This window comes from Halomonas alkalisoli, from assembly GCF_021412585.1.
In the GTDB taxonomy this organism is placed as follows: domain Bacteria; phylum Pseudomonadota; class Gammaproteobacteria; order Pseudomonadales; family Halomonadaceae; genus Halomonas; species Halomonas alkalisoli.
On sequence record NZ_JAKCMI010000015.1, the window covers coordinates 1 to 13,309 of the forward strand.

The window sequence follows — 13,309 nt, forward strand, 5'->3', positions numbered from 1 at the left end:
ATGAGCTCTTGGCGAACCTGATAGCGAGCGGTGACGCTGAGCAACTCGAAAAAGCCATGGCCGAGCATCTTCAGGAGCCGGTCGAAACCATCTGCAATGCCTGGGAAAAGGGAAGACAAATGTCGGCGCAAACGGCCGCCACAAACAGATAGGGGAAAGCTGAGTCGGTATAGTAGATGTCGAATAGGCGTGGCTAGCCACAATCACTCGCATAATCACAACTCAGAGGGATTTCAGGATGCTTGCCAATCAAACAACTATGCAGCATCAGTTACGACCGGAGGTGTGTGCCCCGGTTCTTGAAGTCGAACATCTTACCGTCGGTGTTCCTGGCGTCGGCGCCATCATCAATGATTTAAACTTGACGATTCAGCGCGGTGAGGTCCTGGCCCTGGTAGGCGAATCCGGTTCTGGCAAGAGCATGACCGCGCGTAGCCTGATGCGCCTGATGCCCTCCGGCATCTCGATTCTCGAGGGATCGGTACGGGTTGGTGGGGAAGAGGTGCTCTCCCTGTCCGAGGACAGTTTCAATAAACTCCGCGGATCCAGGATCGCGATGCTGTTTCAGCAGCCACACGTGATGCTGGATCCGACCTGTACGGTCGGTGCCCAGGCCGGTGAGGCGTTGCATGTCCACCAGCATCTTTCCGCCGAAGAAGAGCACGAACGGGTCGTCCAGTTATTCCGCGACGTGGGGATCCCGGAGCCCGAAGAGCGGATGAAGTGCTATCCGCACCAGATGTCCGGGGGGATGGCGCAGCGCGTGATGATCGCCGCGGCACTGAGCGCCGAGCCCGACCTGCTTATCGCCGATGAACCCACGACCGCGCTGGACGTCACCGTTCAGGCGCAGATCCTCCAGCTCCTGGATCGCAAGCGCCGGGAGAACAATCTTTCCATTCTACTGATTACACATGATCTGTCGGTTGTGTCGGCCATTGCTGACCGGGTCGCCGTGATGTACTCGGGAGAGATCGTGGAGCAGGGCACGACTGACGAGATCCTGCACAGTCCCAAGCACCCCTACACCCAGTCGCTGATTCACTGTTCACTCCTGCAAGCCGATGAGTCGGGGGAACTGTATGCCATTCCGGGAAACCCCCCGGAACTGCTGTCGAAGATTCCGGGGTGCCGGTTCCGTTCGCGCTGTCAGGTCGCCGAAAAGTGGGGGCACCCTGAAGTCTGCTCACGGGTCGCCCCTCCGATGGTCGAGCATGATGGCCCCGGCTGCTGCGCGCGGTGCTGGGTCGGGGCATCAGGTGACATCCAGGCCCAGGCCATCAGGGTCTGTCAGTCCGACGTGGAGGGTAACCATGAAGGCTGTTGAGAAACAAACCGACCCCACGGCGCCGATTCTCCGGATAGCGGATGCCGTCAAATACTATCCGTTGCGTGGAGGCCTACTACGCCAGCGTCGGCAGGTGCGGTCCGTTGATGGCATCAGCCTCTCGGTGGCGCCGGGCGAATCCCTGGGGCTGGTGGGCGAGTCGGGCTGCGGCAAGAGCACGCTGGCTCGGCTGATTCTCGGTATGTCGTCACTGACATCGGGCCATATCGATATCGATGGTATCGACGTCTCGTCGGCCGGGGGGAGCGAGCGCAAGCGTCTGCGGCGTACCGTTCAACTGGTGTTCCAGGATCCGTTCAGTGCGCTGGATCCTCGCATGACGGTAGGGCGCAGCCTGTATGCGCCGTTGTCCCAGAACCGGATCGGCACCCGGCCCGAGAGGCTGCAGCGGATCATCCGGGCCTTGAACGATGTCGGCCTGGATCCGAGCTTCATCGACCGCTTCCCCAGCCAGTGCTCCGGCGGTCAGTTGCAGCGGGTGGTGATCGCGCGGGCCCTGCTGCTCGAGCCGCAGGTGCTGGTGTGCGACGAGCCGACGTCGGCGCTGGACTCCTCCATGCGATCCCAGATCTTGAATCTCCTGGCATCGCTCAAGAAGCGCTACAACCTCACCCTGTTGGTCATCTCCCATGACCTGCGCGTGGTGCATTATCTCTGCGAGCGAGTGGCCGTGATGTATCTGGGGCGCATCGTGGAAGTCGCCAAGAGCGAGGAGCTCTTCGAGAATCCGTTGCATCCCTATACCCGCTCGTTGATCAATTCGTCCATGCTCGAGGAGAAGGGGCTCGATGGGTGCACCATGGCACTTGGCGAGCCGCCGAGCCCGCTCGCCCCGCCGCCGGGCTGCAGTTTCCATCCTCGCTGTCCGATTGCGAGGCCAGAGTGCAGCCGTGGCCTCCCGGAGCTGATCACAACCAGTGATGGGCACCAGGTCCGCTGCCCCTACCACGCCGCCGATTCGCAGGAGAGTACCCCTGCCACTCGTGCAGACATCGCGTCAGTGGGATCCGGATAGAGGTACCGATCATGTTCGAGCCACTGCGTGACTGGCGATATCGCCGCCTGTTCTCGGCCCAGTGCATCGCGCTGCTGGGCACCGGCCTGACCACCATCGCCTTGGCACTGCTGGCCTTCGAGCTGGCGGAGGAGCGGGCAGGGGTGGTCATGGGCACGGCGCTGGCCATCAAGATGGGGGCCTATGTCGTTGTCGCTCCGCTGGCTCAGGCCTTTGCTGAACGCCTGCCCAGGCGCATGGTGTTGATCCTGCTGGAGTTGCTGCGCGGTTTCGTGGTGCTTTCGCTGCCCTTCGTCACCGAGATCTGGCAGATCTACGTACTGATTTTTGCGCTGCAGTCGGCGTCGGCGGCGTTCACTCCGGCGCTTCAGGCCACGATTCCTGGCGTGTTGCGTGACGAGAAGCTCTATGTCAAGGGGCTCTCACTGACCCGGCTGGCACACGATCTGGAAAACCTCATGAGTCCGTTGCTGGCGGCCTATCTGCTGACCCTGGTCTCCTTTAACCTGCTGTTCTTGGGCACGGCCCTGGCACTGTTTGCGTCAGCCGTGATCATCGCGACGATCACTTTGCCGCGCTTCGAGCGTGCGCCGGAGCGAGCCTTCGCGACCCGCGTGCTGCGGGGGGCAAGGATATTTCTCAATACTCCCAGCCTTAAAGGGCTCACCGCCATTCATTTCGCCATCGCTGCAGGCGGCTCAATGGTGGCGGTAAATACGGTGGTTTTCGTGCAAGGCTCGCTGGGATTGGGGCAGCGGGACGTGGCACTCGTCATGGCATGCTTCGGCGCCGGCTCAATGGCAATGGCATTACTGGTGCCGCATCTGCTCAATCACGTGAAGGACCGAACCATCATGCTGGCAGGCTGCATCGTTACGGTGGTTGCATTGAGCATCGGCGTTGTAGCCCCGACCTCCCTGTCTAGCCTGCTGTTGCTGTGGCCTCTGCTGGGTATCGGCCTGGGTGCGGGGGTGACCATCGCTGGACGCGTGCTGATTCACTCGGCCAGGGAGGGCGATCGCCCAGCCATCTTCGCGGCACACTTTTCCATCGCCCATGCGGCGTGGCTGGTGACCTATCCCGTTGCCGGCATAGTGGGCGCGCGATTCGGCCTGGATGCGGCCTTCCTGATACTGGCTGTGCTGGCTGCGCTGGGCACCCTGCTGGCCATGTATGCCTGGCCGGCCGAACTCGTGCGGACGGTGGAGCATGAGCATGTCGACTTGTCCCCCGACGATCCGCACCTGGCGGATGCTCATGGCGGGCGCCACGTACATCCAATCGTGATCGATGACCTGCATGGCACCTGGCCGACGGCAGGGGGCAGAGTGGAGCGTCTCTAAGGGGGGCGCGTTCCTCACTGGCCTCATGTCGCTGTGGTCACGGCGCGCTGAGCACTGAATCGTTGCCGGCAACTGTCATTTTTCCTGGGCTAAGGAAAATACTGGAATTACTGCCATTCTCGCTAGCATTTTTGACATTTTCTCGTTGTCAGCCCCAGCAAAGCGGCAACTAATGCCGCAGCGTGAGCCGTATACTGATGTCTCTATAGCAAATATCAGGCGGACCGCTGCTTTTATCAGCCTGGGGCGCTGGACCTAGTGCTCCGTTCGGGCTACAGGAAATCGGGCAGTGGCCGAGAAACGCTTTAAGGGCTTGAAGAGCACCTGGAGGCCTACGTTCTGCTCGGTTTCGGCCGACGTTCGATCATCCTGAAATCACATAAGGTTACCTGCTGTGTCCCCATCGATAAAGTACATCCCAAGCGATGAGCATCTGCCTTCCTCTGCTGACGTCGTTATCATTGGTGGCGGCATCGTCGGCGCAACTGCAGCCTATTTTCTGTCCAGGCGGGGCCTTTCCGTCGCCTTGATCGAGAAGGGCTATGTCGGCTGCGAACAATCGAGCCGCAACTGGGGCTGGTGCCGGCAGCAGAACCGTGATGCCCGTGAAATGCCGATCTCCGGTCTGGCCATGCGACTTTGGGAAGAAATGACGGCGGAGATCGGTACCGATCTCGGATTTCGCCGCTGCGGCCTCAAGTACGCGACCGACGATGCCAAGCAGCTTGCCGAATGGGAGGCGTGGATGGATACGGCGCGCCAGTTCGACGTCAATACGCGGATACTGAGTCCCGCGGAGGCAACCTCTGCGATCCCGGCCGCAGGGCGGCAATGGCTGGGCGGTGTCCACTCCGTCGATGACGGCAAGGCGGAGCCCGCCATCGCGGCACCGGGAATTGCCGAGGGTGCACGCGCACATGGCGCCAGCATCCACCAAAACTGCGCCGCCTACGGTCTCGATATCACCAATGGCGCGGTGACGGGCGTGATCACCGAAAAGGGAATGATCCGTACCAATGCGGTTCTGTGTGCCGCGGGCGCCTGGGCATCGGCGTTCTGTCGGCGTCACGGGATTCGCTTCCCCCAGGCGAGTGTGCTTCAGAGCGCACTGCGTACGCGCCCGGCGGCGGACATTGGGGATGTCATCTACACGCCGGATTTTGCGCTTACCCGCCGCCTGGACGGCAGCTATACGATGGCCATCAGTGGCAAGGCACGGCTTGAAATCACGCCCCAGGGCCTGCGCTTCGGGAAGGCCTTCCTGCCCATGTTCATCAAGCGGTTGGGCGCCATGGAGTTCGGCATCGGTAAATCCTTCATTCACGGCCCGGAGGGACTGGCAGGCTGGGGTTCGAGTACGCCCTCCACGTTCGAGCGCAACCGTGTGCTCGATCCCGCGCCCAGATCCGAAGCCATTGCCGAGATCCTCAAGCGGGTCAGAGCGCGCTTCCCGGCGCTGGCAAACATCGAAGTAGCCGAGACCTGGGGAGCCTATGTGGATTGCACGCCCGACGCAGTGCCGGTGATCTCCGCCGTGGGTGAGGTGCCAGGCTTCTTCCTGGCGGCGGGGTGTTCGGGGCATGGCTTCGGCCTGGGCCCGGGGATCGGTCATCTGGCGGCTGACCTGGTCGCCAACGATAGACCCTGCGTCGATCCTAAGCCCTACAGCCTCTCGCGCTTGACTGATGGTTCCAAGGTGGAGGTTGGTGCGATTTAACCCAGGCTAAGCGTGACCAGCGCTGCTTTGCGTCGCTGTCGCTTCACTTGCACCGTTTCTTGAACAGCTGCCACGCAGCGAAATGCAGCAGCAGGAGATGCAATAATGGCGAGTCAGACTTTCGTGGAGAAAGCTACGCTTCAAACGCTCGAAACCCCGTGTCTGATCCTTGATGCGGACCGTATGGAGCGCAATGTCCGGCGTTTGAAGTCCCACCTGACTACCCTCGGGCCCCGGTTGAGGCCGCATCTAAAAACGGGGAAGTCGGTAGAGGTGGCCCGGCGGGTCATGATGAGCGATGCAGGGCCGGCAACGGTTTCGACGTTGAAGGAGGCGGAGCAATTCGCCGCCGCTGGTGTGCGTGACATCATCTATGCCGTCGGCATTGCACCCGGCAAATTGGGCCGGGTGCTGGCCTTGCGTGCTGCGGGTGTGGATATTGCCGTCATTCTCGACAGTGTCGAGCAAGCGCGCCTGGTTGCCGACGCTTCTCGCAAGTCGAACACCCGTATTCCCGCGCTGATCGAAATCGATTGCGATGGCCATCGTTCGGGCGTATTGCCGGACGAAACCGAAAGACTGGTGGAGATCGGCCGCGCCCTCCACGAGGAGGGGGCCGAGTTGCGCGGAGTGCTCACCCATGCCGGCGGTAGCTATTCCGCTCGGGGCCGAGATGCGCTCGAGCAGTGCGCCGAAGAGGAACGGGCGGGTGCGGTCAAAGCTGCAAAAGCCCTGCGTGAAGCAGGGGTGCCATGCCCCGTTGTCAGTGTCGGGTCCACGCCCACGGCCCATTTCAGCCAGGACCTCACCGGTGTCACCGAAGTCAGGGCCGGCGTTTTCGTTTTCTTCGACCTGGTCATGTCAGGAATCGGCGTCTGCCAGGTCGAGGACATTGCTCTCTCGGTGCTGGCCACGGTCGTCGGGCACCAGCCGGAGAAGGGATGGATTCTCGTCGATGCGGGCTGGATGGCCATGTCGCGGGATCGCGGCACCGCTAAACAGGAGCTCGACCAGGGGTACGGTCTGGTCTGCGACGTGCACGGCAAGCCTTATGACGACCTGATCGTGGCGGATGCCAATCAGGAACACGGTGTCATCGCCCTGCGCCCCGGTTCAAAGAGCACCCTTCCCGATCTGCCGATCGGTGCCCGGGTTCGCATCCTGCCCAATCACGCCTGTGCCACCGGCGCCCAGCATGACGGCTATCATGTGGTTCGCGACGGTTCCGATGTCATTGAGGCCGAATGGCCGCGATTTGGAGGCTGGTGATGAGCGATAATAACCCGTCCGAGATTGCAACAGTCCTGACTGATCAGGCGCCTGTGCCGGCCGGCCACTATGTCCAGGCCACGGTCTATGGCGGGATGGTCTATGTGTCGGGCCAGTTGCCGGTTCGCCCCGGCGGCACCCACGCTCCCGAAGCCTCTTTCCAGGATCAGGCACGGCAGGCGCTGGACAATCTGCTGGCGGTGGTCAGGGCTGCCGGCAGCTCACCGGAACGCCTTTTGAAGGTAACCGCGTATATTGCCGGCGTGGAGAATTGGCCGCATTTTAATTCGGTCTATGCCGACGTTCTCGGCGACATCAAGCCGGCCCGGGCCGTGGTGCCCGTTCCCGAGCTTCATTACGGCTATTTGGTGGAAATCGACGCTGTCGCGGCAGTCGATTCAAAATAAATCAGGTCGCCAGGTGGCGTTCGGCGAGCGCCACATGCAGGCGAATTCCGGTTGCCAGGACATCGTCGTTGAAATCGTAACGGGGATGGTGCAGCGGTACCTCCGCACTGCTACGGCCTTGGCCCAACCAGATATAAGCGCCCTTGCATGCGTTTAGCATGAATGCGAAATCCTCCGAGGTGAAGGCCGGTTCCGGTGCGAGTTCGGCTCGGGCGACAGAGGCCGCAGCGGTCAGTGCCTCGTCGGCGGCATCCGCGTCGTTGACCGTTGCCGGGTAGTAGCGATTGTAGGTCACGGCCATGCGTGTGCCGCTGGCCAGGGCCACGCCCGCGGCGACTTGCCGCAGGGCTTCCTCGATCCTGTCCTGCACCGCGCTATCGAAGGTGCGGACCGTGCCGACAACCCGGACCGTAGCGGGAAGGACGTTGTGCGAATTTCCTCCTGCAATCTGGGTGACCGAGAGCACCGCCGTGGACATCGGTGGAATCCGGCGTGATACCAGCCCGTTGAGCTGGGTGACGAGGTCGCTTGTCGCCAGGATCGCGTCCGGTGTCTTGTGCGGCATTGCGGCATGGGCGCCGCGCCCCTTAATCAGGATCTCGAACTTGTCGGCTGCCGCCATGATCGGCCCCGGCCGTGTCGAAACCGTCCCGGCCGGAAGATCCGGCCAGTTGTGGAAGGCGAAAATCCGGTCGCAGGGGAACCGCTCGAACAAGCCATCCTCGACCATGGCCCGGGCACCAGCGTGCCCTTCTTCGGCCGGCTGAAAAATGAAATGCACGGTACCGTCGAAGCGACGGGTACGCGTCAGCTGTTGGGCGGCGCCCAGCAGCATCGCCATATGTCCGTCATGACCGCAACCATGGAAGACACCCATGTTCTGGCTGGCGTAGGGCAGGCCGGTCTCCTCGTGCATAGGTAGTGCGTCCATGTCGGCGCGCAAGCCGATGGTACGATCGGAATCGCCCACCTTCAGGGACGCGACGACACCGGTGCCGCCGATGCCCGTGTGAACCTCCAGCCCGAGCTGGCGCAGAGCCTCGGCTATCTTGCCCGCCGTACGGTGTTCCTCATAGGCGAGTTCGGGGTTGGCATGCAGGTCATGGCGAAACGACACCAGCGGCGCCAACAGGTCATCGATTTCCGATGCTTTGTAAGACATTGTTCGGCCTCTTTCGGGCGGCTTCAGTCAAGTTCCGCTACCCGATCTTTGCCCGTTGCCGGTAAGGAATCGAATAGGGAATCGTCGATGTTCACAGTGCGTAGTCGCTACTTCTTATCATGCACGAGAGCCGCGTCGATATCTTGCCAATGTCGGGTGAATTTATGGCATTTTCTACTGTTCGCTTCCTGAAATAAGCAGCCCATGCCGCAAGGCTGGAGTAAAGTTGTCGGTATCGAAAAGCACTTGCTTAATTCGCGCTTAACGCGGCTCCCTATGCCGATGAGGGCAAGAAAAGGAGACCTAGAATGTCATCCACGACTGCGGCAGTTCACACCCACTATCGGCCCATGCTGGAAAGCGATTTTCCGGCAGCGCATGCACTCTCACAGGCGGTGAGCTGGCGACACCGGCCGGAAGACTGGCAGCTCCTGCACCGCCTGGGCGGCGGTTTCGTTGCAGAAGGCGAGCGCGGCGTGATCGGCACTGCCCTGTGGTGGCCCCATGGCGACGACCATGCGTCGCTCGGCATGGTTATCGTCTCGCCGCAGGCCCAGGGACGGGGCATTGGACGTGAGCTGATGAATCGACTGCTCGACTCCATAGGTGAGCGCAACATCCTGCTTCACGCCACACCGGCAGGACAGCCGCTCTACGAACGGCTCGGCTTCGAAGTGATCGGCAAGGTCCACCAGTATCAAGGCATGGTGGCTTCCCGCGCACCCGTCGCCCCGCCACCCGGCACGCGCCTGCGGGTGGCCGAGGTGGGCGACGTCGCCGGGCTGGCCGAGCTCGCCTCTCGCGCCGCCGGCATGCCGCGTACGCAGGTCGTGAACGAGCTGTTGCGCATAGCCGCAGGCGTCGTCATCGAGGACAGTAACGGCCATCCGGTCGGCTTCGGTATCCTACGCAGCTTCGGGCAAGGCGACGTCATCGGTCCGGTAGTCGCTCCCGATGCGGAGCACGCCCGCGCCCTGCTCAGCCATTTGGCTGCGACGCGCACCGGTGCCTTCGTGCGTATCGACATGTCCGATGAGCACGGGTTGGATTCCCTGCTGAGCGAGCTGGGGCTGGCCCACGTCGATACCCCGATCGCCATGGTGCGGGGTGAGGCTCCACAGGCGGATCGCGACATCCGCCAGTTTGCCATCGCCAGCCAGGCGTTTTTCTGAGCCCGGTGAGAAGGGCATGGGCCTTCCTCATGTGCCCCGTGCTCCTCTTCGAACGATAACGCCACAGCTGACGCCTCAGGGCAATTCACACTGATAGAAAAATGAACGTCGGGGATGTGAAACCATGTCAGAGCGAACTAATGAAGCGATGGAAGCGAGCGCGCCGGAGCTGGCAAGGTTCACTTCCGCGCAACTGCAACAGGCGTTGGGTCTGTCCTCCGAGCTGGGTTGGCCCTACCGGCTCGAGGATTGGGCTTTCGCTCAGGGGTTGGGAAAGGGCTGGGCGCTCGAGCAGGATGGCAAGCTGATTGGTACCGCCATGCGCTGGCAGTATGGCCATGCCTTCTCCACGCTCGGCATGATCATCGTCGCGAACGCGGCCCAGGGGTACGGGTACGGCGCGCGCCTTTTCGACGCGCTTCTGAACGACGCAGGAACGCAAAATCTTCTTCTCAATTCCACGCGCGAGGGTCTGGCGCTCTACGGTCGTCGCGGGTTCCTGCCCATTGGCGAAGTGCATCAGCACCAAGGTGTGCCCACGCGGGGATTGCCCTCTCCAGCGTTGGGCTGGGTCCGGGCCGCCGAGGACAGCGAACTCCCAGTGATCGATAAGCTGGACAGTGAGACAGTCGGAATGCCGAGGGGCCGTCTCTTGCAATGTCTGGCGCAGGCTGGGCGGTTGAGCGTCATTGTCAGCAATGGTGTCGTGACGGGCTACGCCGCCTGCCGACGCTTCGGGCGTGGCCATGTGATCGGCCCTGTGGTTGCGGCAGACGTTACTCACGCTCAAGTCCTCATCGAGGACGCTATCGCCAGACTGCCGGACACCTTCATCAGGGTGGATATTCCGGCCAGCTCCGGCCTTGGCCCATGGCTGGAAACAAGAGCCTTGAAGCGCGTTGATACGGTGACGGCCATGGTGAGGGGGACGCCACCGCAGCCTTCCGGAAAAGCACGCTTGTATGCGCTTTGCAGCCAGTCATTGGGTTAGAAACACTCCACGTGAGCATCGTTATGTCACTTCACCACGGCTATTTGATCGCGATCGAGGCGGTGTCCTCTGATACCGGCGATAAAGCGAGGACCCTATGAAACTCAAGTCGTACTGGCTGGATACCGCCCCCGCATTCACCGGCGTCTCTAAGGAACCGCTGGCGGGCAAGGCCGATGTGGTCATCGTGGGGGGCGGGCTCACCGGCTCTTCGGCTGCGCTGGCCCTGGCGAAGAAAGGCGCGCGCGTCGTGCTGTGCGAGGCGGAAACCGTGGGCAGCGCAGCGTCAGGCCGCAACGGCGGCATGTGCAACAACGGTTTCGCCCAGGATTACGCCGCCATGTCGGCGAAACTGGGCGTCGAAACGGCCAACCGCCTCTATCGCGCCTTCGATGCAGGGGTGGATACCGTGGAGCGGCTGGTGCGGGAGGAGGACATCGACTGCAGCTTCGCCCGCACGGGCAAACTCAAGCTGGCCGCAAAACCCGAGCACTACGACAAGCTTGCCCGCGCCCAGGAATTGCTTGCCGCGCAAGTGGATCCCGACACGCGTATGGTGTCTCGAGCGGACTTGCCGGCCGAGGTGGGCTCGCAGCGGTATTTCGGCGGCATGATCTTCGAGAAGAGTGCCGGCATGCATGTCGGACGCTACGTGACGGGGCTTGCGGAGGCCGCTGCTCGTCGCGGCGCACAAGTCCATCAGCACACCCCCGTCACGGGACTACGCCCACTGCCCGGCGGCGGGCACGAAGTCACCACTCCACAAGGACGCATCACCGCGTCACAGGTGCTGCTCGCCAGCGGCACCTCCCATGTGGGTCCGCTGGGCTGGATCCGACGCCGCATCGTTCCGGTGGGGGCTTTCATCATCGTAACCGAGCCGCTTCCGGTCGAGGTGCTCGATCGGCTCTTGCCGACTCGGCGCATGACGGTGGATACCAAGAACCTGGTGAACTATTGCCGGGTGACACCCGACAATCGCTTGTTGTTTGGCGGTCGCGCCCGCTTTGCCGTTTCCAATCCGAAGTCGGATGCCGAGAGCGGCACTATCCTGCGGAAATCGATGTGCGAGATGTTCCCGGAACTCGCCGACGTGCGTATCGATTATTGCTGGGGCGGCATGGTGGACATGACCCGCGATCGCCTGCCTCGGGCCGGTGAGCGCAACGGGATTTTCTATTCGATGGGTTACAGCGGCCACGGCACCCAGATGTCGACCTACATGGGCACGGTGATGGCCGAGGTCATGGATGGGCGCGCCGAACTCAACCCGTGGAAAGATTTCGACTGGCCAGCCATACCCGGTCACTTCGGCACCCCGTGGTTCCTGCCCATCGTGGGAGCCTACTATCGTCTAAAGGATCGATTCCAATGACCGCACCCATCGCACATCTCAGAAACGCAGGCCGTCTCGATCGCATGTTCATCGACGGCGAGTGGACCCTACCCGAACCCTTGACCCGAACCGGCGTTGTCGACCCTTCGACGGAGGAGTCCGTCGCCGAGATCGCCCTCGGCAGCAGCACGGACGTCGATACGGCGGTGGTCGCGGCAAGGCTCGCGTTCGCGGGCTGGGCCGCCACCTCGCCCGAGAATCGGGCCCAGTTTCTGGATCGCATCCACGCCCTGATCCTCGAACGCACGGAGCTGTTCGCCCATGCGATCTCTCAGGAAATGGGGGCTCCCATCGGCTATGCGCGCAGCACCCAAGTACGGCTTGCGGCGGAGCACATCCGCGTGGCGCGAGACAATCTGGCGACTTATCCCTTCGTCACCCATCGTGGCACCACCGCCATCCTGCGCGAGCCGATCGGGGTATGCGGCCTGATCACCCCTTGGAACTGGCCGCTCTACCAGATCACCGCCAAGGTGGGCCCCGCCTTGGCGGCGGGGTGTACGGTGGTGCTCAAGCCAAGTGAGCTGTCACCCCTTAGTGCCCTACTCTTTGCGGAAGTGGTGCAGGACGCCGGACTTCCTGCGGGTGTCTTCAACTTCTTGAACGGTGATGGTCCCGAGGTCGGCGCGGCCCTGTCGGCCCATCCCGACGTGGACATGATCTCGCTGACCGGCTCGACCAGGGCCGGTGTCCTGGTAAGCCAGGCGGCCGCCCCGACGGTGAAACGCGTGGCGCTCGAACTCGGAGGCAAGTCGCCCAACGTCATCCTGCCGGATGCGGACCTGAGCCGTGCCATCGCCCCCGGCGTGGCGGCCGCGTTCCGCAACCTCGGGCAGTCCTGCAGCGCGCCAACGCGCATGATCGTGCCCCGCCAGCACCTTCAGGAGATCGAGCGGCTCGCCTGTGCTGCGGTATCCGAGATGGCCGTCGGCGACCCGCGCTCAGAGCAGTCGACCCATGGGCCCGTGGCCAACCGCGCCCAGTTCGAGCGGGTGCAGGCAATGATCGCTGTGGGGATCGCCGAGGGCGCACGGCTGGTGTGTGGAGGCCCTGATCGACCCGAGGGGCTGAACAGGGGCTTCTATGTTCGCCCCACCGTCTTCTCCGACGTGCAGTCCCACATGAGGATCGCTCAGGAGGAAATATTCGGGCCGGTTCTCTGTGTCATTCCCTACGACAGCGTCGATGAGGCCGTGGTGATTGCCAACGACACCATTTACGGCCTCGGCGCTCACGTCCAGGGCGGGGATCTCGAGGCCGCACGGGCAGTGGCGGCCCGGATCCGCTCCGGACAGGTCCACCTCAACTACCCGGCCTGGAATCCCAACGCCCCCTTCGGCGGGTACAAGCGTTCGGGAAATGGTCGTGAATATGGCATCGAGGGAATGGAAGAGTATCTGGAAACCAAAGCCGTCATCGGTTTCCAGCCGGCCTGACGGACCACGACAGCACTGGCGCAATGCCATTCACCAGCGACATCATTTCACTT

At 62.5% G+C, this 13,309-nt stretch carries 11 protein-coding genes; 10 read left to right on the forward strand and 1 reads right to left on the reverse strand.

The window, feature by feature from the left end; genetic code table 11:
- Window positions 1-238 precede the first annotated feature (238 nt).
- The 6 genes from LY622_RS03950 to LY622_RS03975 all read left to right on the forward strand — a co-directional run bounded on the left by LY622_RS03950 (window position 239) and on the right by LY622_RS03975 (window position 7,099).
- On the forward strand, window positions 239-1,327 hold the full coding sequence (locus tag LY622_RS03950; RefSeq protein ID WP_234289692.1) for an ABC transporter ATP-binding protein: 1,089 nt from the start codon (window positions 239-241) through the stop codon (window positions 1,325-1,327).
- A complete protein-coding gene (locus LY622_RS03955) occupies window positions 1,314-2,363 on the forward strand; it encodes an oligopeptide/dipeptide ABC transporter ATP-binding protein (RefSeq protein ID WP_234289693.1) in 1,050 nt (349 codons plus the stop codon). Before LY622_RS03950 ends, LY622_RS03955 begins: the two co-directional genes overlap by 14 nt.
- Before the next feature lie 11 nt (window positions 2,364-2,374).
- The gene (locus tag LY622_RS03960) at window positions 2,375-3,706 is read left to right on the forward strand and encodes an MFS transporter (RefSeq protein ID WP_234289698.1); all 1,332 of its coding nucleotides are present in this window, start codon (window positions 2,375-2,377) and stop codon (window positions 3,704-3,706) included.
- Between the two features lie 394 nt (window positions 3,707-4,100).
- Window positions 4,101-5,423: an NAD(P)/FAD-dependent oxidoreductase gene (locus tag LY622_RS03965; RefSeq protein ID WP_234289699.1), complete on the forward strand. Its 1,323-nt coding sequence runs from the start codon at window positions 4,101-4,103 to the stop codon at window positions 5,421-5,423.
- Window positions 5,424-5,528: 105 nt separating this feature from the next.
- Window positions 5,529-6,692, forward strand: a complete 1,164-nt coding sequence (locus tag LY622_RS03970; protein ID WP_234289700.1) for a DSD1 family PLP-dependent enzyme — start codon at window positions 5,529-5,531, stop codon at window positions 6,690-6,692.
- Entirely contained in the window at window positions 6,692-7,099 is a 408-nt protein-coding gene (locus LY622_RS03975; RefSeq protein ID WP_234289701.1) for a RidA family protein, read from the forward strand. Before LY622_RS03970 ends, LY622_RS03975 begins: the two co-directional genes overlap by 1 nt.
- Window position 7,100: 1 nt before the next feature.
- On the opposite strand, the gene LY622_RS03980 is transcribed toward LY622_RS03975, so the two are convergent.
- Entirely contained in the window at window positions 7,101-8,261 is a 1,161-nt protein-coding gene (locus tag LY622_RS03980; protein ID WP_234289702.1) for a M20 aminoacylase family protein, read from the reverse strand.
- A gap of 308 nt (window positions 8,262-8,569) precedes the next feature.
- Here LY622_RS03980 and LY622_RS03985 point away from each other — a divergent pair, with 308 nt between their 5' ends.
- From LY622_RS03985 to LY622_RS04000, 4 genes are all read left to right on the forward strand, one after another.
- The gene (locus LY622_RS03985; RefSeq protein WP_234289703.1) at window positions 8,570-9,433 is read left to right on the forward strand and encodes a GNAT family N-acetyltransferase; all 864 of its coding nucleotides are present in this window, start codon (window positions 8,570-8,572) and stop codon (window positions 9,431-9,433) included.
- Between the two features lie 124 nt (window positions 9,434-9,557).
- Complete coding sequence (locus tag LY622_RS03990) at window positions 9,558-10,424, forward strand: GNAT family N-acetyltransferase (RefSeq protein WP_234289704.1); 867 nt, start codon at window positions 9,558-9,560, stop codon at window positions 10,422-10,424.
- A gap of 97 nt (window positions 10,425-10,521) precedes the next feature.
- Entirely contained in the window at window positions 10,522-11,799 is a 1,278-nt protein-coding gene (locus LY622_RS03995) for an NAD(P)/FAD-dependent oxidoreductase (protein WP_234289705.1), read from the forward strand.
- Window positions 11,796-13,256, forward strand: coding sequence for an aldehyde dehydrogenase family protein (locus LY622_RS04000; protein ID WP_234289706.1), 1,461 nt, complete (start codon window positions 11,796-11,798; stop codon window positions 13,254-13,256). The genes LY622_RS03995 and LY622_RS04000 overlap by 4 nt, the downstream gene beginning before the upstream one ends.
- Window positions 13,257-13,309: the final 53 nt, after the last annotated feature.